This is a genomic window from Paenibacillus campi, from assembly GCF_034659835.1.
Classification (GTDB): domain Bacteria; phylum Bacillota; class Bacilli; order Paenibacillales; family Paenibacillaceae; genus Saccharibacillus; species Saccharibacillus campi.
Genome location: NZ_JAXSQZ010000001.1, coordinates 1,088,276 through 1,108,173, shown reverse-complemented (window position 1 = coordinate 1,108,173; position 19,898 = coordinate 1,088,276). Strand labels below are relative to the sequence as shown.

The window sequence follows — 19,898 nt, the reverse complement described above, 5'->3', positions numbered from 1 at the left end:
GGAATGTAGCGATGATATTCCACGAACTGTGGCTCACAGCCAGCAGCGCGATCGCTTTGACGCTTGGAAGCTATTCATACGGCATATACCGACAAAACTTACGATCCGATACAATACACCGCAAGCGGCAGACAAGCTTGGATAAACAAAACAATCGGTATCGACCAAATAGCTGCCGCTTCACTGTCAAAACAGCGATCACCACATCGCTCTGCTTGGCATTAATTTCGCTGCCGTCTTATGTCCAACTGGCGCAAGCAGCCCAGTCTGCCTCGCCAACTCCAAGTTCTGTAGCCGCTTCGGCTTCGGCGCACTCATCCACCAGCGATTCGTCAGTCGCTGCGCCGCCATTAGCGACCAACGATCTACTACCCGGCGTACTGGATGCCGCTACCGATGCGTTAACGAAAGCGAATATTACACATCAAAACCATCTGGCGCTCCGTACGATGAATGAGCAAGGCATGGTACCGCATCTACTCGCCAACGGCACGAAACAGTTCGTGCTCACCGCCGCCCCGCTCATCTGGAATTTGTATGAGCAAAAAAATATACAAGCATGGGGATACAATGGTCAAATTTCCGGCCCGGTACTGCGCGTAAAAGTCGGTGACACCATAAGCATCGTTTTAAAAAATAAACTGCCTGAACCGACCAGTCTTGGCTTTAGCGGCATCGCAGTTCCAGCCACAATGGGCGGCATTCCGCATCATCCGGTCGCCCCTAATGCGTCCCTGACGTATACATTCAAAATTACGGACGATATGGTCGGCACTCACAGCTATTTCAGCACGACCGATATGGACAAACAAATTAACCACGGGCTGCATGGCGTACTGCTCGTCGACCCAGTACAAGGCAAAGAGTACCCGGATGCGGATGTGAACGCCCTATTCGATATCGGTTCCTTTGTCGTTGACCAGAAAGTGGAGGAAAATGTGTTTACGTTAAATGGTAAACCGTATCCCAATTCCCCCGAACTGTCGATTCAGCAAGGTCAACATGTGCTCGTGCGGATCGTAAACAGTAGCGCAGAATCATTCCATGCGATGCATCTACACGGGTATACATTTAAACTGGTCGCCCAAGACGGACGCCATCTGTCCAAACCGATAGCAATGAACGTCGTCTCGGTCGCCCCTGAACAAACGGTCGATATCGAATTTACCGCCAATGCGCCAGGCATATGGATGTTCCATTGCCATATTCTCGATCATACGATCAATCCGGACGATGATGACGATGAAATGGGTGGATTGATGACGAATTTTATCGTGCACGGCACGGGAACGGAGCAGTCGGGATCAGCGGGGGCGATGGGTTCGATGAGTGATATGAGTTCGATGGGTTCGGCAAGTACTACTGGTTCTAATAGGGCAAAAAATTTTAGCAAATCGCTGGATATGATGGGTCATTCCTAATTGAATTGTTTATCGTATTGTTTTGCACAATGAAATTAATTTGTACGTAAATAACATAGCTCTACTACTTGGAGCATAATGACATACCGTTCAAAGCCAATCAACTATAAGGCTTGTTGTATGTCATTATGCTTTTTTATACGTTGCTATGTCGTTCTATATTAAAATCAGGTTTAAATATTCTCACTTATATTTATAATTAAATGAACGAGAAATTCACATATTCTGAATTAAAATGAGACGAACGACTACATCATTTTTACACCAGCTCGTTTTTGAAAGGAGCCCTCTCCCATGCCCAATCACCCAACCTCCTCCCACCCTATCCTGCTCGACATCCCCAACCATTTCGAAAGCAAACGTCTACTCATCCGAGCACCGCAGCCGGGCGACGGTGCGGCGATGAATGAAGCGATTCGTACTAGCATTAACGAGCTGCAACCGTGGATGCCGTGGGCACAGCAACTTCCGACAGTGCAACAATCGGAGGCAAATTTGCGGCTGGCGCAGGTGCAATTTATGGAACGGCGGGATTTGCGGCTGTTACTGCTCGATAAACAGACCGGGCAATTTGTTGGCAGTAGCGGTCTACATGCGATTGACTGGCAAGTGCGCAAATTCGAGATTGGCTACTGGGTGTCTACAGCTTATGCCGGACAAGGTTACATTAGCGAAGCGGTGCGTGCGATAACCGAATTTGCGATCGAACGCTTGCAAGCGAATCGGATCGAAATCCGCTGTGATGCACGCAATGTGTCAAGCGCACGGGTAGCGGAGCGTTGCGGCTATACATTGGAAGGAACGCTCCGCAATCATAAGCTGGATACACAAGGATCGTTGCGACATACGCTGATTTTTGCCAAAGTGCGTGGGGCTGAATATGAGTAAAGGCAGCACAAATCGATCTGTACATGACGAATCAATTTATACGGTAATGAATCGCTAATTTATGGGTAATGGTTTTCAAGCTATATTTATGCGATGGTGCATACATCTTAATTCGTTGGCGCTTAACAACTTCATTTTATAGCCAAAACTATAGACTGTATTGTTCGATCTGTTCAATCGACAATGAGCGTAGATGATACATTCATCGGACTAGACGATGGATTAATGCACAAGCTCTATGCACAATATGGACAACCTGATGCGACATGATCGTGCAGGTTGATTGTGTTCAAACGTTAATGATTGTGGCAACAACAATCCAAGAAATGAGGGATACGAATGAACATGTCAGGGAATACGATTTTGATCACAGGTGGAGCAACCGGAATCGGGCTTGCGTTTGCAGAACGATTTATCGCAGCTGGTAATCAGGTCATTATATGCGGACGACGTGAGAGCGCGCTACAAGAAGCACAAGCCAAACTGTCCAGGCTTGAAATACGGGTATGCGATCTGAGCATTGCTTCCGAACGTATTGCCTTATTTGATTGGGTGAACGAACATCGTCCAGACATCAATGTGCTCGTTAACAATGCGGGGATTCAGCAGCGTTTTCATATGTTAAAAGCGGATGCGAGCCGCAATTGGGATTATTTTAGCAAAGAGATTGAAACCAATGTAGACGCGCCGATTCATCTATGTATGCTGTTTGCTCCATTTCTGGCACAAAAAGAAGCAGCGGCGATCATCAATGTAACATCCGGGCTTGCATTTACGCCATTTGCGATTGCACCGATTTACTCGGCAACTAAAGCGGCGCTGCATTCGTTTACGATGAGTTTGCGGCATCAGCTATCCGATACGGCAGTTGAAGTAATCGAAGTCGTTCCACCAGCCGTTAATACCGATTTGGGAGGAGCCAATTTGCATACTCATGGCGAACCGCTCGCTGAATTTGCGGATGGTATTTTTGCAGGACTACAAGCTGGCAAGCTGGAAATTGGTTACGGCAGCTCAGCAGATCGCCTGCGTATGTCACGCGATGATATCGATAAATATACAGAACAAATGTATGCGGCAAGTAAAAATATGGTGTGAGCGGAACACGAACAAACGAAATATTGCTGTTGGAACAGCCTAAAATACAGCTCATAACAAATAAAGCCGATCTTCTGCAATAGAAGATCGGCTTTGCTAACTTCGTAAAAGGCTTGTTTTCCAACCGTATACTATTTGTTATGGCAACATACTAGGGCGTGTCTTCAAACTGCTTCGTAGGCAGTTCGATGCGTTTTTTTATTAGATTACGCTTGTATACGCAGCTCAACTCACCTAAAACGCGATCAACTTGAACAATAAAATGACAACGCTGAAAGTTTGAAGACACTGCCTAGTTCACAGTCATTCAAAATGGACGATCCAATATTCTAACCACCACTGCGGTACGGAATAAGGGATAGACTCCCATGCTCAAAAGCCGTCCTTACTCCTTATTTCCTTTCCACAGTGAAGTGCAGCTCGTAACCTACGAATTTGTTTACACGTCCTGGCTAGGCAAAATCAACTTTTGCGCGACACTGCTGCAACGAAAAGAGCGATGCACCACTCCACCCGTAACGATCAAAAACTACGCCGCCGCAGTTCATAGAAATATTGCACCGCCGGATGCTTCAATTTGACCGTATCACTCATATTTTGCAGCCGCTTCTTCCCTACACGACGATCGATCAAAGCGAGAATATTAAGCAGTATATCCGGACTGTCCAAACTTTCCTCAATCGGACGTGCCAAAAATCGGTTCGCCATCGTATCAAAATTCGATTTACTAAGCGCCGTCTGGGCGGACAAAATCTGTTTCGCACACTCGGTTAGCTTGCGATTGCGGGCGATAATCTGCAAACGATCGTCCGGAATATTGCCGTTGCGATCCTGTTTAACGTTTTCGATCTCTTGTGCAGTTAGCGGCACATCGATATCCGGGTTGTTTTTGATCTCCTGTTCGCTTTCGTACCAACGAATCGGTGTGGTCGTGTCTTTCATATTTAAAATATTCTTTTTGTCGACCGTAATATAACAATTGCCCGATTTATCGGGGGCATACCGATAACTTGTAGCACGGTATTCCACTTTTCCTTGTAATGCCGGACAAAGAAAACTTTCCAAATTTTGCTTTAATTTACTCCAGGACATAAACCCTCCTATTTTGCGAGCCGATCATTGGTATCGTTAATGACCATGCTTATTTTCAACTTCTCTTTAGATTAGCACGGATCGTGTGAGGAATACATAGCAAAGCTACCGAACACAATGTATTCGGTAGCTTTCGTCGTTTGTATAATTACATTCCTAGTCCGAGCTGGATCGCTTTCACGATCATCATAATGACAGCGATCAGCAAATACGCGCGCAGCACAATCATGCCGAATTTGCGTGTTTTCGACCATACTGGTTTGGACAGCTCTTGCAGTGGTGGCATCCGCCACATACGTGGATCAATCTCAATCGCTGCTTCTTTTGCAGCCGTATTCGCTTTGCCTTTGCTGCGATACAGCATCATAATGCTTGCCAGCAGTCCGGCTGCAAATACGACGATCAACACTTTAATAAACAGCCAAATATCGATGTTTGGAAACAGCGTTTGTGCAGCGAGAATAAAGGACAACATCACGAGCACACCGACGATAAAGCTGCTTACGATATTGAGCCACAGTTTGTTAACCCAAGGGCCGAGCACTTCTTTGTCATTGCACAGCAGCAGCAGAAATACAGTCGCACTAGGCAGCAAAATGCCGGCAAGCGCTTGAACAGCTGTTGTGATCACACCGAGCGGTGCATGTGGAATGAGTACGATTCCGCCTGCTACCAGTACGAGCAGTGCATAGCTGATATAAAAGCCGGGTGCATCCGACACTTTGCGATGCAGTGAATGTTTAATGCCAAATGTGTCGCCAATCGCATACGAAGTAGACAGTGTAACCGCAGCCGCTCCGATTAACGAAGCATTCAGCAAAATAATCGCAAAACAGGTGCCAGCAAAGGAGCCGAGCGTAGCGCTTAATCCTTTGGCAACAGCGCCTCCATCGACAAACGCGCCTGCCAGATTTGTGCCATGAAACGCAAAGCCGGTCGCGATAATGAGTGCAGCCGCTCCGATAATGACGACAAACGAACCGATCACAGTGTCTGCCCGTTCGTATCCCATCCAGCGTGGAGTCAAACGTTTGTCGATCACATTCGATTGTTGGAAAAATAATTGCCACGGTGCAACCGTTGTACCTACCATGCTAATAATCAGCAACATCATATTGGAATCAAAATGCGATCCCATTTGCGGAATGAAAAAGTCATGAATCACTGTACCTGCAACCGGATGGCTCATGAACGCCAGCGGAATCGCCAAAAAGTTAACGGCAATAAACAGATACATAACGGTTTCCCAGCGGCGGAAGCTGCCGGTTAGTGTCGAAGCGATCAGCAGCACTGCCGCAACAGGTACCGAAATATAAGGGCTAACACCGAAATACGACATCGACAGATCGACACCAATAAATTCGGTCACCAATGTCAAAAAATTAACAAACAGCAGATCACCTACCGAAAACGCACCCCAGAAACGACCGAACCGTTCAAAAATAAGTTTGGCATGACCGACACCGGTAACCAAACCGAGACGGACGACCATTTCCTGATTGACGATCAGCACTGGAACTAACAGCAACAGCACCCACAGCAGATGAGTTCCATAATTTTGACCCGCTTGTGCATAAGTGGCTACACCACCAGCATCGTTATCACCGACCATAACGATCAGACCTGGACCCATAATGACGAGCAATGTGCGCAGACGAGCGAGCCATGTTTTACGTTGACCTAGATCATGTTCACGAACGGTGCCAAATGCACCACGAATATCCCCTACATGTGCTTGATCGAGTACGGCTGGTGGCAGGTTACGAGCTTGAGCTTGGTTTTGCATGTCGAACGACCTCCTTGAAATATACGATATGGATTAAAATGATCAGCCAAAATGAACGGTAAACTACACGATCGACCTGGTATACTGGCGCCATCACTCATACCTGCCACCTCCTTTATGCTTGGATTGGTTATTCATCAAAGCCCCTAGAGGCAAAAATCCCCCTGTCAAAAGCACAGGGGGATGAAGACACATGCCAAAAAAACATGGCTGTTCACGAGCATTTCCCCTGGTTGAGCTTCGGCACTGTACAACGTAGAGTGAACTTCACTCAGCTACCTTAAGTAGAGCCTTAATCCGGCAATACCTGTTCTACCCATTGGCATCTTTCGATGTTTCCGGGCAGTAGCCTGTGTTTGTACAGGAGCCTCGCCTAACGAGAAATATTATATTATTTTCATATCCAAGGTAAGTCTACTCGCGTATGAACGAGTTGTCAACTGCTTTTTTTTCAAAAAAACTATATCGATTTTGTGCTCATTTTACTAATGGATAGCGAACTATTTTGTGGCATAAATGCCATCTTTGAACATAAATAATGATGGAAAATCCGCCACAGCGTTTACTCCTGCGTATTGAGCAATTTCATCAGCTCGATCAGATCACCGGCAGCAGCAGCCGCATATTTATGCTCCGTCGTATTGAGCGTCAAGTCATGCAAAATATCTTTAAATGCAATTAGCCGTACCCCTTGCTTTTCGATTGCCTCCAGCTCCTGGCTTTCTTTTACTTTTCCATGTACAAACCAGTAACTCCAATTCGCTCCATTGACGACCGCATCTCTTAGCTTTTGTTTTTTATCGGACGTATATTTCAGTTCGACCCATGCTTTGACACTATCTTTTATATTATCGGAATTTCTAGCTTTAGCACTCGTTTTCGATTGTACACCGAGTTTTTCCATCTGTGTTTTGGTCAGCTTGCTAATATAAGCGACCGGGCGGACACTGACTTGTACTTCGCAATGAATATATTCCCATCCGGTTTCAGCGTCATATTTGACCGCCAGGAAATCGATCTCATTTACCTTTTCCCGTATTCCACGAATCGTAAAATATCCATTTTTGTTCAGCCATTCTTCAACTAACGTCTCTGCTTGAAGCGCCATATTGATCCTCCTTATCCAATCGTATATCTCTAACTGCCTAAAGTAACATTCGCGATTGGTGTGGAAAACCCTGCCTCAAACGCAGGTTTATGTTCTTTTCTCGACTGCAATGCGGCGCGATCATAACCTATACTTCTGTGTCCTTTTGGACTTTTGGCAGTACAATCGCCAACTAAATATCACTCAGTTACAGCATCTTGTCCGAGCACATCCGGCTCGCCATCAGTTCGCTTCAGTTTATTTAATGACCATCATGCCTGTTTTACAAGCACAAAAATTTATGCAGCTTATAATATAAAAAAGAGGGAAATTTATCCCCTCTTGTCGATATAAAATGGAGTTGTACGTCCACATCGTTAGTACGCTGTACTCTATTTTCCTAGTTATTATCTTAGGTTGTTTATAGCAGGTTAGCGGCTAGTCCCGTTGTCTGCATTCAAAATCAGCTTTGGACGTAACTAAACATGTTTATGATCAAGCGATGACGAGCTAAACATATCGTGAATGAAATGGAGACAAGTTACGCGTATGCACTTGTCTTTTGCAACAATATACGGTTTTGTCGTCTAACGATTACTGTCGATCTCTCATTCATCTTTCACTATGCGCAACATCCGATTAGCCCCTTTTTGAAACTCATAAGCAACCGTCACTTCCTCCGTTCGATAACCGCTACTTTCGATATACGTAAGCAATTGATCCAAATGCTCATAGGTTCGACACGACAGATCGACCAATGGAAAAATGCGTATTTCCTGCCTTGTCACACGTAACAATTCCCCGATTGTTTGCAAATGAAACTCAATATCCAAACGATCCGCATACGTAAACAAAAAATGAGCCGACAACGTCAAATCAAACGCATCATCCTCAAACGGTAACGTTGGCAATGTAGCCGGAATATAACGTTCTGGAAATTGCTGCATATGCGCAGCACAATCCGCTAACGCCTGCGACCGATGCTGCTGCAATCCAGCAACAGACTGAAAATAATCCCATACATAATTGGACTGCACCTTTTCCATATGCAGCATCGTATGTTCAATATCTGCAAGCCCTTTTTCCGCAAGTTGTGCAAATGGATAATAGTACGCCATATCGGTTGCGGTCACATCCGCCCCTAACGCACTGGCAACCGCTGTAAACGAACATGCACCTGCCGGACAATCCAATATTCGGCGCCCGATTAGCTGCTGTGCTGTCAAATTGAACATGGACAAATATTCTTGAAACGTTCTCCCAATAAATACAATCCGGCTCAAATCTAAACTCATCTCGTCTCTACTCATCTTCGCTCATCTCACCTTTCTATACTGTGCTCGTTGTGAATCATTAGTCATATTGCTTGCTCTGTTGCAATATCATTTCTTCAACTCTGCCAATTTAACTGTATCATCTAGCGATAGTAATGGAGGCTGTCGATAGATTAGTCTTATTGTACATGGTTAGCTCGTGTTTGTTCAAACTGGAATGAGTTTATAGCTTCATTGTACGAGTAACAGTAAGCGTTCTCCTCGCTGCATCTGTTTCAACTGTAGACTTTCTGCTACGAAGAAACTGATTCTTTCCTTACTCATTAGATGGACAAAACATACGAATATCGTCCAACGCCGCTTCCGCATGAACTTTGACAAACGAACTTTCATCATGTATTGCCTCGCAAAGGATCGGTATGACTAGCGTTTGCTCCATCATTCCATATATCCTTGCAAATGTCCGAAGCATAATATTGCGATTGCTTTAATGTTCTCAGCGGGATGCTGACTGTTTGGTAGAAAATAAGTATCATTTCAAATTATATTTGAACCAATATCCATCCTATGGTACTGTCGTAGTAATAACCGTTAAAGGAGGCGTTTGTGCTGATCAATCCAATGTTGACAAAGGGCGAATTCATGAAGGGGAACTCGTATAGCTAGCCCTCCAAACTGCGAACTCCCCCACTATTGAGAGGGGTATTGTTGTGAGTCTATCATCTACAGAATGGTTTATCCGTAATTTTCAAGAGGAAGATATGCCACTGCTTGGCGAGTTGTATCAATCCGTAACAGCTACAGAAAACGCAACATTTTGGTGGGTCGGAGACGAACATAATTGGAACAATGTATATTGTGCATTTGAACATGGTAAAATGATCGCTAAAGGACAGGTTAGCATTGTCAACATTGTGCCTCCTGGTCGTCTTAACAATAACTGCCATTCTATCTATCTTAACCTGAAAACGATCACTGAACGAGAAAATGATTTCGCATTACTCGAAGACGTTTATGAACATGTATTCATAAGAGCACAGCAGTTAAAGCAAACGCTCTCAAACGAATATGCAACGATACTATGTGTAGGCAATGATGCGACGGAAATAGCAAATAACGAGTTTTTTAGGCAAAAAGGATATGTATACTTAAATAGTTTGTACGGAATGACACGAGCTTTAAATGAACCAATCATTGAGGTTAAACTTGCAGAAGGTTTCCAATTCTCCCAGTGGAAAATGGAAACAGTTGCAGAACAACAACATTATCTTGATCTCGAAACCGAAGTTTGGCCTGATACCCCGCTTGGCAGCAATAAATTAGCGGAATACCAAAAAAATGAATTATGGACATCGATGGTCATACGCCAACAAAACATCATCGTCGCAGGGCTGATGGTGTGGAAGGAAGATGATGATGGCGTAATTGAGGACGTTTTTGTCCGTGAAACTTGGCGAAAACGTGGATTCGCTCGATATTTGTTAACGCAAGCTTTGTCTGATCTGAAAGCAAAGGGGCTGCCATCGGCTAATTTAGAGGTGTTTACTACTAATGCATCGGCGCTTTGTTTGTATCAGTCGGTTGGTTTTCGTGTTGTTAAGGAAGAAAGAAGATGTTTTATCAATTTGGAATAGTAAACAAGAGGGGCATATTGCTCCTCTTGTTTTGTCGTACCTATGTTTGCGCATTGGATAACATAATATTTATGCTCCATTGCTCTTTCTATTAGAGTCCTTATTGATCTACCAATGTAAAACAAGGCTATCTCAGCATAGCATTTGCTTATACAAAGATTAATAGAATGATGTATTTGCCATACTTTCAGCACCTATTGAAACCTATATCCGTTTCTACAACCGACAATGACCACAACGGAAACTAAAAAAACTGACGCCGATAAAGTACCGACGTCAGTTTGCAGACCAATGTCTTTTGTAATGCGTACTAAATAAGGTGTTGACCAACCAACGATTAGGAGCGGCTGTTTATTTATATTATTGAGCTTCTTCGCCCGATCAGATCACGGAAATCCGCTTACTAGTGAGCTTACAGTTCGTCCCGAGCTGCCAATACTTGCTCGATAACGGTATCCATAGACTTAGCATCAATGTTTACATTCATAGGAAAAGCTTTAAGGGCGAAGATGACTGCTTCTTCATCCTGCATATTTTTATTATACGTCGTCGGACGGAAGCCGGAGGTATAGCTAATGTAAGGTGCATAGGAGCCATGATGCAGCTCGCCGCTCCGGAACCAATTCCATAGTTTATCCGCTATTTGCGCCTGAAACTTATTATTTTCGATCAATTTCTCTCTATACTGTGGGTCAGTCAGCTCTCTATTGTATTGTTCTCGCGCATGGACACCTTTAGGATAAACTCTGAACAACGTAACAAAGCCGTGGTCTTCAGCATTTACACATAAAATTGAAGGATCAATAGCGGACAGCTCCAACATTTTTTTTCTTAAATAAAATTCCATTTCAAGCGTGCTACCTAATATGGACTGAAAGCCTTCGTGACCGAAAAACTTCAGCGTAGCCCAACCCGCCATAGAGTATGCTCCCGAACGGGACGCCTCCAACGTATACAGCCCTGGATTATAAGACGTCCGTTCCTGCAAATATTTGGAAGGAGGGCGATTCATCAAATCTACAAATTCTTTATAGTCGCGGATCATGAAAAGGCTGCAATTATACGGAGACCAGCCTACTTTATGAAAATCGCAGCCAATCGCGTCGGCATGAATCATCTGCTTGGCGAAATTGTAATTGCTTTGAATAATAGGCAGGATCGCCGTGGAAAATCCGAGCGGATTCGCTGCAAAGTCATAATTATTGAACGTGAGCCAAGACCAGCCAATTACCGCATCGCAATACAAAAAGGTTTTTCCATATCCATCTGGATTCGGATACTTCTCGATTAATTGTCGAACAGCTGCCACATCGTCGGTTCCATAAGCATCTGTTGAACCGATCGTACAAACAATCGAAGCAATCGGTATCTGTTGCTCATGCAATTGCTTCATCTGCGCTTCCAAATCGTGCAAATCCATACAATTGCTCTCGTTAGTTTGAATCTGGACAATATTATTCATCCCAAGACCGGACCAGTCTGTCGAATTCAGCTTGCAATAATGCCCCTGTTGGGAAACTAGCAACTTGGCATCGGTACGGATGCCTTCGAAGCGGCAATTTTTGCCGAGCACTCTAGTCAGCGCATACTTCAAGCCGTACAAATAACAACCCGACCCACCGAAGGTAAACAAGCCGCCAGGCTTAATCCCTTCCTTAGGCGTATGATCTTTATTATACCATCCGATCAACTTGGCAACGATTACGGCTGCTTCCAGTTCGGACACTTCTACATTCCATGAGTACTCGCCTTCGATAAGATTAGGACTGAACACCTCTGTCAACATTGCAGCAAGAGCGGAGGCAATATTGGAAGGCGGAATGACATTGGGCATCGTTAACGGATGGTTCCAATTGGGCAGCCCTTTGAACAGGTTTACCGCTTCCTCCACCACTTGGCTTACACTTTCCATATGAGGCGCCAGTTCGGCTTGTTGAACATGATCATAATCAGGCTGTACGGACGGAGTGTCCCCCAGATAAGCGGGTCCTCCAGCAGACTGTTTCAGCGCATCCAATTTGCGAATAGCTAGAGCCGCTTCAATCGCCAGCGGATCAATTTGCCCAGCCTGAAATGGCGAAGGGAAAGCTCGCTTCATGTCCATCCGGTTTCTGAGCCAATTGGGTGCTTCGCTTGCGACAGAACCATCCTCATTCCAATGACCTTTAAAATAGTTTGTGCTCATACGCAGCCTCCCTTAGTTTACACTCTGAATTTATTTACCGCTTGTTTCAATGTCTGGGCAGCACTGTGGCTAGTTTCCATTTGCATGTGTACCTCGTGGATTTGGTTCACGATCGATAATGTTCTGTCTGAAATATTCTGTGTGCCTGTTGCCCCCTCGTCTACCATTTGCGCCATATTGTTCATCGCCTCCATAATTGCTTGAACAGAAGCCGTCAACGCTTCCGCTGTAGCGCTGAAATCGGCAATCAGCTCATCCACATATGCCGCATCACGAGTGTATTGCTCTCCATTCTCCAGCATTTCCATATAGTCTTTTCTCACACTAGTATCCATATGCTCCATGAGCTTTCGGGAAGCTCCGGAAAGATGAGCTACAGCAGCTACTACTTCCTTAGTTACACTTTGAATTTCCGTTACGGTTGTTTTAGAATTCTCAGCCAACCTCCGTATTTCATCTGCCACCACGCCAAAGCCCCGCCCCGCTTCTCCTGCTCTTGAAGCTTCTATAGACGCGTTCAGTGCAAGGATGTTTGTTTGCGCCGAGATTTGCAAGATGGCGTCCGAAAGCACTACAATCTGGTCAACTGCTTTCGATTGGTGCAAAGCTTGATTCAAGCTGTTCCTCACTTCTGTGTATACGCTTTCCGCAACCTGTTGCGAAGCGACTGCATTATGCTTCAAGCCGGATGCTCTAGCACTGATTTCCTCGGCAGCTTTCACGCCTTGCCGCGTTTTGTGCGCCATTGTCGTGATAACTGCTTCTATTCCTTCTGAAGAAGCATTAATTTCTTCTACGGAAGATGATGTTTCCTCCATACCTGCCGACAATTGTTCCGTAGTAGCGGATACCTGCTCAATGCTCGAATACAGTTCAGCAGTCGATTGATTTACAACTACCACTGCACTTTCCACATTATGCGATTCACGGACGATTTCTTGGAAAGAATTACGAATACTGTTCATAAATTTGTTAAGTGCCTCTGCCATCTCCCCCACCTCGTCCTTGCTTTTTACATCAAAAAAACAAGTCAGGTCATTGTTCTGTTCTGCCGTAACTAATCTATTCTTCAATGCTACAATAGGCCTTGAAATCATCTTTGACAAGATGAAGCCTAGCAGAATAGACAGAAGTAATGCGATCAAGCCGATTAAGATCATTGTATACAGCAGTACGGTCACATTTTTCAACACTTCATTGCTAGGAACAGCCACCGCAAAGATAAAGCCATTTCTCATCTTGGCGAAGCCCATGAACTGTAAGGACCCGTTATAGCTCAGTTCGGCGGCACCGTAATCCTTTTTTTGAAAGGTTTTCATGAAACGGCGGCCTTCTTCCCCCATCACAGACGCGAACGATTCCCCTGGTTTGATAGAGGGGTGGATCAGGAATTTATAATTTTTGTCAAGCAAATAAGCATAGCCTTGATTGTTATACGGCTTGACTGCATTCACGATTTTCTCAAACACTTCAAATTTGATATCCATGCCTACAACAGCGATGATCTTATCGTTCTTGTAAACAGGAGCAGAGTATGTAATGAGCCTAATCTTCAGATTCTGATCTTCATAGGGTTCGCTCCATACCCCGGCTCGAGCCTTGATTGGATTATAGAACCATCCCATCGTTGTATCATTGGGATTGAACTGCTTCCTTGCGATAAGCTGTCCCGCATCTTGCAACGTATTCTGCTCAGTCCGCAGCATAACGCTCTGAAACACTTTCTCGGACTTCGTAACATTAGGATCAAACATAACGTAAGCATCGATATTTCCCGATACGCTTTCGAGTGAATTTATCGTTAAGTCTCGCATACGCGGCATAAGCTGCTCCATATAAGAGGAATTCTGTATTTTGTCCGCATCTACCTGCAAGACTACATTATCAGCTAAATTGTGAACCGCATTCTCCATAATCGCCATTTCTCCACTCAGCTTGGCAGACTGATTCTGTGCAATCAGTTCAATCTTATCGTTGGCTTCCGATTCGATGATCTTGCTGCTGCGAAACTCAACGGTAATACACATCAACACAATAACAATAATAGAACTAACGATTACGATCATATTTATTTTGGTTCCTATCCGCTTCATAGACATCCCCTTATGTGAAAAATCATAACCTTATTTGTTGAAATCTACAGCTATGGAGACGCGATTTCGAATTCGTCTGCGCTCCGTTTTGTGCCAGCTTTCAATTCGCCGAGCTGTGATCCCATTCCGAATCGCTTTAGAGCCATAAGCTTTGTCGCTAAAAATAGGGCTGTTCGTCCTATTTAGCGACTACTGTAATTCGATCGCCGAAATGAAAAAATAGCCTCAACTTCTTGTTATAAGAACAAAAAGATAATTTCGTTATCCATCGACGACAGCGTGAAGTTTGGTTGTGTTACCGCTACGGCTAATAGCGATGTGCGGCTTGGCTGCATGTCTGTCTACGTTTTTTGGCACTGTTGCTGTGCGAACCGGCTTTGACCGATGTCGAATCCATACTCAAGTTCTCAAAGTGAAATGCAATCTGGAAGGCTTAGAAGATCGCAACAAGCAGTCCGCTATCCCGTCACTTGCAGAAGCGTGTATACCGTTGTCAATGAACTATAACGTTTTGCGGCAAATCAAGCTAGTCAGAACCGCTTCGAGCACTCCATACAAAAGCGTTAAACAGGGTTCGTTCAGTTAGCTTTGACGGACGTCCCGTTCTGTAGGGTAGAAATAATACTTCATGTCATCCTACTGTTCATCGTTTATGGCGTACCGCCTTAGCCCCTGTTTGCGCTCCATTCGTGTTTCTCAACTGTGACCACAATATTCAGTTTTCAGACATATGCAAGATTTAATGATTATATACTGCTTAAATTTAATTAAGTAAGTTATTGATTATGATTGCTAATTATATAGGAGGAGGAATCATTATTCAATAGCGGTTTTCGTCACAAATTTCCCCTAACAAAAGTAAGACCTACTTCAAATTGTAGAAACTAGCGATTAGAACGTTTGTTGTGAATTTATAACAATACAATAAACATACCCCAGTTTTGAAATCGGGGTATGTTTGGTTTGTTAAAAAATTTTTTTTTTAGAATATAGTAGGCGTATGTTCATACTTTAACGATTATGCCTGCTCTTTTCGTACCATCAATAATACGCATTCTACATGACTCGTCTGCGGGAACATATCCACTGGCTGCACCCACTGAATTTCATATCCACCATCTAGTAGCACCTTGCAATCTTTCGCCAATGTCGACGGATTACATGATACATACACCACGCGCTCCGGCTTCGTTTTCAGCACTGTTTTCAAAAACTCCTGCTCTAGTCCAGTACGTGGCGGATCAGCGATAATCACGTCTGGGTTCATGCCTTTTTTGACCCAGCGTGGCAGCAGTTCTTCAGCTTTGCCGACATGGAATGTAGCGTTGCTGCGACCGTTACGTGCGGCATTGCGGGTTGCGTCTGCGGCGGCTTCAGCGATCGCTTCAATGCCGTGCACTTCTTTGGCGTACGGGGCGAGCCATAAGCCGATCGTACCGGTGCCGCAATAGGCATCGATAACGGTTTCTTTACCTGTCAACGCAGCCGCAGCGCGGACGGATTCGTATAACTTAATCGTCTGCTGTGGATTTAGCTGAAAAAATGCTCTTGGAGATAGCGCAAATTCCAGATCGCCCAGCGACTCAACCATCGCTTCTTTGCCCCATAATGTAGTCGTATGCTCACCGAAAATAAGCGATGTGCGCTTTGTGTTAATATTCATCGCAATACCGGACAATTCCGGCAAGGCGGTGCGCAGACGCTCGATCAGTTCTTCTTGACGCGGCAATTGACTTGATGTAGTAATTAGCGTAATTTGCAATTCAGTAGACTGGAAACCATAGCGTACAACGACCGTTTTGACGCCATCGCGCGCTTCTTTGTCGGTATAGAGCGGGATATTTAGTTGTTGCAGCACCGATTTGACGATTTCGATCGTGTTGTTTATTGCGGGGTGCTGAATCGGGCAGCCGCTAATATCGACGATATGATGGCTGTTTATTTCATATAGCCCTGCAATCACCGCACCGCTGCTGTCGCGATCCAGTTGCAATTGCGCTTTGTTGCGATATGCCCACGGCTGCTCCATCCCAAGCATCGGCTTGATTTTCACAGCTTCCAGCTCGGTATAGCGTCCGAATGCTTCGCGTACGATATCGGTTTTCGCTTGTAATTGTCCTTCATACGATAGATGCTGAATTTGGCAGCCACCGCATACGTCAAATACAGGGCAAGGCGGTTCGATACGCTGTGGGGATTTTTTTTCAAGTTCGCGTATCGTCGCTTTAATAAATTTGTGCTGTACTTCGGTTACATTCGCTTTAATGACTTCACCTGGTAATGCGCCATCGATAAAGACCGCTTTGCGACGGTAGTAGCCGACACCTTCCCCGTTAATGCCTAGACGTTTGATCGTAACGATGATCGGATCACCGATCTGTAGTTGTTCGGCATGGTCGCGTCCGGCTGTAACGTTTGCGGAACGGGCAGCAGGATGGGATGGAGATGGATTTGCTTTGCGTTTGTCTGTGCGCTTATTCGTTGGGCTGTCTTTTTTGCCTGTTGCCGGGTGATTCCGCGGCGGCTGCGTAGACTCGGAACGAAATTTGTTGTTAGCTGGCTTACCTGATCGATCGGCTGATGGACTCGTTTGTTTATCCGTATGCGAGCGTTTGACAGAAGCTGCTGAGGTTGAGGCTTGGTCACTTTTGTTATTTGTAGGCGATGATGTGCGTTTAGGCGATTGGGATGAATGATTCGGATACGCTGCCGACGGGCTATTACCTTTGGCGGAACGTGTAGTCGACGCTGGATTGGAACGCGAACGAGATGCAGATGGGCGTCCCGCATGTGACGATGCTGCTTCGGTACGCGGTTTGCGATTCGGTTGAAAGCTCCCTGAATTGGAGCCGGATTTATGTGTCATGATGTATAATCTCCGTTTTCCTTGATTTGTGGTCGTGTCCCATCTTACCATAAACTGCGTGCTGGGTTAACCGTGTTTTAACGGAAAAGGCGCAGGTGTTGAACAATGATCTAATTGTGCGTTTGATAATTTCATATATCTCTGTACTCCACAACTAACGTTCACAAACTAATGTTGATATCAAAAAGAGCAGCATCTGCCGCAGACGTTAGCTGTCTGTGCAGTATACTGCTCTGTATTAACTACTTGATTAGACGGTTCTTCAAACCGTTAACTTTATCATTTCAGCTGTCAAAAGAAACCTGTTTCAAATGAGCGGCACAGTATGTCCAGCATAGTTCAGATGCAAACGACTGCCTCGAACGGTTTGTATAACCATTTGCACACACTGCTTCGAATAAAATTGATTCACATCGACCGATTTAACGTACTACGATTATAGCTTAAATAAAGGCTCGTCATACGACTGATACGAATACAACAACGGCCTTAGTGTATAATCGAGCAGCATCTGCACCGCGACAGCGACTAACAAACCTGCTACCGAGACGTCTCCACTCCACAACCATACGGAAAATACGATCATCCCTACAACAATCGACAGCCCAGCAACGAGCGAACGCGAACGTGCAGTCGGATACAAACTTGCATGACAGATAGGACAATAGCCTGCATAGCGAGCGCTCTCTTTGCGCAGCAGCTGAGCTTCATGCCATGTAAAAACATGTTGGCAGCATGGACAGACGGGTAAATGGAGTTTCATCATTTTACCTCCTGTGTGCATTGTCTGTATGGCTGTAGTCAAAAGTGTGGAGCGAATTGATGTTGCATCAAGCTTTAATTCGTTGTGTCCGTATACTCGGTAATCCATTCCGTTTTTTGTGCAAATGGAGTGCGTTTACTAGTCTGATCGGTACGCTCTGGTACGCCGAGATAAATAAAACCGAGCATCTTTCCTTTTTCGCTTAGTCCAAATGCTTTGTTCATTTCTGGATGATAACAAGGGTCACCGCTTCTCCATACCGCGCCTAATCCAAGCTCATGAATTTCCAGCAACATATTCTGAATTGCCGCGAATACGGCACCATATTCCTCCAACTCGATCACTTTAGCATTGTCTGCTGGCTCGACAGCGACCGCAATAATGACCGGTGCTCGATCTACTTTGCTGCGCGCGGAAGCCGCTTTATCTTCGTCTGCACCTTCGGCACGCGCCACATTGGCGAGCGCATCGCCCAGTTTATAGCGCCCTTCACCTTCCAACACAAAAAATTTCCACGGCTCGGTCAAGCGATGATTCGGCGCCCAAATCCCGGCTTCCAAAATCTGCTCAATCTGCTCACGCGAAATCGGATCAGGTTTAACTTTGCCGATCGAACGGCGGTTACGAATCGTTTCGGATATGGACATGTTTCAACCTCCTGATAATCGTTCTCAATAGTGCTTATTATGTATTGTACACTACCTGCCGTCAAAACTCTAATGCCGACATGACAATGGTGAAACTAGCTGTCAACCAAAACGATAGCTGCTACCTCTACACGCTCTGTCAAACCCCAAACCCGCCCTCATGATCATATGACCAACACATGGTAGTAAGTAGTATGTGTAATTTGTACGTTTGTCACTTTACAAGGCACAATTGTACATGGGGAATCGAACCCCAGGATAGCCCCTTATCCTTACCGACAGTCCAACTTAACCAGTTGGCGGTTTGTGCTCGCTTCATAGGATCATTACCTGCTGACAGAGAGATCGGTAGTTACTGACTGAATTTTGTGACATGAATTAAATATACATACAGTCGCTAAAACAGTTGCTAAAATGATTTTAGTTATCGTTTGACGTCATTCCTCCACTAGATCAGTGCTCCAGTTCATTTCCTGAAGCCGAATATCCAGTGCGCGATAATCGCGCGCCAACTGATCTGCTTGACGCTGCAAAGCAGCAATATCGACCGTAGACATATAACGAATCTCGGTACGTGTAAAACGATCTTGTCGTACACTTGCTGCCTGAATGAGCTCGGTGAGCGCATTGCGATGCTGTGCTAACAAGTCACGATCTGCCAAGGCATCCGCAATTGTGCGCTGTTCATCAAAAACCGTCTCCGCATTAGTGCGGTTAATACGGCGCACAAGCATGCCTTGCTCCTTAAGCAGTTGCTCCAATTCGTGCAACAGCGCTTCCGGTTGTTCTGGCGGTTGCTCGCCTTCCTGCACTTTTGCACTCGCATTTAATCTCGCTTTAACTTGGTTATACCGTTTCTGCACATCCGCACGCAAAATTAACGCTTCTGCCAGTCTCATCCTATCACCTCGTCAATATATGTAGTCGGTTAGGTCAGCTCAATCGGTTACTTTCTGCAAAGCTTCCATATGTATAGTATTATAAAGATAATTGGTTTCGTATTGCAAATGAGCTTAACCGATTGGGCTGCTGAGCGCCGTTCATATGAATGCAAGCAAGTATCC

14 protein-coding genes, 1 pseudogene and 1 riboswitch are annotated in these 19,898 nt (G+C 45.0%); of the genes and pseudogenes, 4 read left to right on the top strand and 11 right to left on the bottom strand.

The genetic code is table 11. From position 1 onward, the window contains the following. Positions 1 to 11: 11 nt before the first annotated feature. The 3 genes from U1I11_RS04465 to U1I11_RS04455 all read left to right on the top strand — a co-directional run bounded on the left by U1I11_RS04465 (position 12) and on the right by U1I11_RS04455 (position 3,407). Positions 12 to 1,421, top strand: a complete 1,410-nt coding sequence (locus U1I11_RS04465) for a multicopper oxidase family protein (protein ID WP_322904141.1) — start codon at positions 12 to 14, stop codon at positions 1,419 to 1,421. Between the two features lie 294 nt (positions 1,422 to 1,715). Next, positions 1,716 to 2,309, top strand: a complete 594-nt coding sequence (locus tag U1I11_RS04460) for a GNAT family N-acetyltransferase (RefSeq protein WP_322904139.1) — start codon at positions 1,716 to 1,718, stop codon at positions 2,307 to 2,309. Between the two features lie 339 nt (positions 2,310 to 2,648). Then, entirely contained in the window at positions 2,649 to 3,407 is a 759-nt protein-coding gene (locus U1I11_RS04455) for an SDR family oxidoreductase (protein WP_322904138.1), read from the top strand. Positions 3,408 to 3,929: 522 nt separating this feature from the next. Here U1I11_RS04455 and U1I11_RS04450 read toward each other — a convergent pair. The 5 genes and pseudogenes from U1I11_RS04450 to U1I11_RS04430 all read right to left on the bottom strand — a co-directional run bounded on the left by U1I11_RS04450 (position 3,930) and on the right by U1I11_RS04430 (position 8,682). Further along, entirely contained in the window at positions 3,930 to 4,499 is a 570-nt protein-coding gene (locus tag U1I11_RS04450) for an SF0329 family protein (RefSeq protein ID WP_322904136.1), read from the bottom strand. Between the two features lie 148 nt (positions 4,500 to 4,647). Beyond that, complete coding sequence (locus U1I11_RS04445; protein ID WP_322904134.1) at positions 4,648 to 6,285, bottom strand: NRAMP family divalent metal transporter; 1,638 nt, start codon at positions 6,283 to 6,285, stop codon at positions 4,648 to 4,650. 219 nt (positions 6,286 to 6,504) lie between these two features. Continuing rightward, a riboswitch (M-box (ykoK) riboswitch) is annotated at positions 6,505 to 6,673 on the bottom strand. 174 nt (positions 6,674 to 6,847) lie between these two features. After that, positions 6,848 to 7,393, bottom strand: coding sequence for a hypothetical protein (locus U1I11_RS04440; protein ID WP_322904132.1), 546 nt, complete (start codon positions 7,391 to 7,393; stop codon positions 6,848 to 6,850). Positions 7,394 to 7,422: 29 nt separating this feature from the next. Continuing rightward, positions 7,423 to 7,557 (bottom strand): annotated as a pseudogene (locus tag U1I11_RS04435) (DUF4256 domain-containing protein); the annotation flags it as partial. A 423-nt stretch (positions 7,558 to 7,980) separates the two neighbouring features. Beyond that, positions 7,981 to 8,682, bottom strand: a complete 702-nt coding sequence (locus U1I11_RS04430) for a class I SAM-dependent methyltransferase (RefSeq protein ID WP_322904130.1) — start codon at positions 8,680 to 8,682, stop codon at positions 7,981 to 7,983. Between the two features lie 674 nt (positions 8,683 to 9,356). Here U1I11_RS04430 and U1I11_RS04425 point away from each other — a divergent pair. Further along, entirely contained in the window at positions 9,357 to 10,280 is a 924-nt protein-coding gene (locus U1I11_RS04425) for a GNAT family N-acetyltransferase (protein WP_322904128.1), read from the top strand. 412 nt (positions 10,281 to 10,692) lie between these two features. On the opposite strand, the gene U1I11_RS04420 is transcribed toward U1I11_RS04425, so the two are convergent. The 6 genes from U1I11_RS04420 to U1I11_RS04395 form a co-directional block, all read right to left on the bottom strand. Beyond that, entirely contained in the window at positions 10,693 to 12,465 is a 1,773-nt protein-coding gene (locus tag U1I11_RS04420; RefSeq protein ID WP_322904127.1) for a hypothetical protein, read from the bottom strand. 17 nt (positions 12,466 to 12,482) lie between these two features. Further along, the gene (locus tag U1I11_RS04415) at positions 12,483 to 14,558 is read right to left on the bottom strand and encodes a methyl-accepting chemotaxis protein (RefSeq protein ID WP_322904125.1); all 2,076 of its coding nucleotides are present in this window, start codon (positions 14,556 to 14,558) and stop codon (positions 12,483 to 12,485) included. Between the two features lie 1,018 nt (positions 14,559 to 15,576). Beyond that, entirely contained in the window at positions 15,577 to 16,935 is a 1,359-nt protein-coding gene (gene rlmD / locus U1I11_RS04410) for a 23S rRNA (uracil(1939)-C(5))-methyltransferase RlmD (RefSeq protein WP_322904509.1), read from the bottom strand. 925 nt (positions 16,936 to 17,860) lie between these two features. Next, entirely contained in the window at positions 17,861 to 18,190 is a 330-nt protein-coding gene (locus U1I11_RS04405) for a hypothetical protein (protein WP_322904124.1), read from the bottom strand. Between the two features lie 71 nt (positions 18,191 to 18,261). After that, the gene (locus U1I11_RS04400) at positions 18,262 to 18,834 is read right to left on the bottom strand and encodes a nitroreductase family protein (protein ID WP_322904122.1); all 573 of its coding nucleotides are present in this window, start codon (positions 18,832 to 18,834) and stop codon (positions 18,262 to 18,264) included. Positions 18,835 to 19,271: 437 nt separating this feature from the next. Further along, positions 19,272 to 19,733 carry a DIP1984 family protein gene (locus U1I11_RS04395; RefSeq protein ID WP_322904120.1) on the bottom strand — a complete coding sequence of 154 codons (462 nt, stop codon included), beginning with the start codon at positions 19,731 to 19,733 and terminating at the stop codon, positions 19,272 to 19,274. Between the last annotated feature and the right edge of the window lie 165 nt (positions 19,734 to 19,898).

What these genes read in the sequence shown, in the direction of transcription:
- U1I11_RS04465 (WP_322904141.1), top strand. Translation starts at nt 12, where the DNA reads ATGATATTCCACGAACTGTGGCTCACAGCCAGCAGCGCGATCGCTTTG.
- U1I11_RS04460 (WP_322904139.1), top strand. Translation starts at nt 1,716, where the DNA reads ATGCCCAATCACCCAACCTCCTCCCACCCTATCCTGCTCGACATCCCC.
- U1I11_RS04455 (WP_322904138.1), top strand. Translation starts at nt 2,649, where the DNA reads ATGAACATGTCAGGGAATACGATTTTGATCACAGGTGGAGCAACCGGA.
- U1I11_RS04450 (WP_322904136.1), bottom strand. Translation starts at nt 4,499, where the DNA reads ATGTCCTGGAGTAAATTAAAGCAAAATTTGGAAAGTTTTCTTTGTCCG.
- U1I11_RS04445 (WP_322904134.1), bottom strand. Translation starts at nt 6,285, where the DNA reads ATGCAAAACCAAGCTCAAGCTCGTAACCTGCCACCAGCCGTACTCGAT.
- U1I11_RS04440 (WP_322904132.1), bottom strand. Translation starts at nt 7,393, where the DNA reads ATGGCGCTTCAAGCAGAGACGTTAGTTGAAGAATGGCTGAACAAAAAT.
- U1I11_RS04430 (WP_322904130.1), bottom strand. Translation starts at nt 8,682, where the DNA reads ATGAGTAGAGACGAGATGAGTTTAGATTTGAGCCGGATTGTATTTATT.
- U1I11_RS04420 (WP_322904127.1), bottom strand. Translation starts at nt 12,465, where the DNA reads ATGAGCACAAACTATTTTAAAGGTCATTGGAATGAGGATGGTTCTGTC.
- U1I11_RS04415 (WP_322904125.1), bottom strand. Translation starts at nt 14,558, where the DNA reads ATGAAGCGGATAGGAACCAAAATAAATATGATCGTAATCGTTAGTTCT.
- U1I11_RS04405 (WP_322904124.1), bottom strand. Translation starts at nt 18,190, where the DNA reads ATGATGAAACTCCATTTACCCGTCTGTCCATGCTGCCAACATGTTTTT.
- U1I11_RS04400 (WP_322904122.1), bottom strand. Translation starts at nt 18,834, where the DNA reads ATGTCCATATCCGAAACGATTCGTAACCGCCGTTCGATCGGCAAAGTT.
- U1I11_RS04395 (WP_322904120.1), bottom strand. Translation starts at nt 19,733, where the DNA reads ATGAGACTGGCAGAAGCGTTAATTTTGCGTGCGGATGTGCAGAAACGG.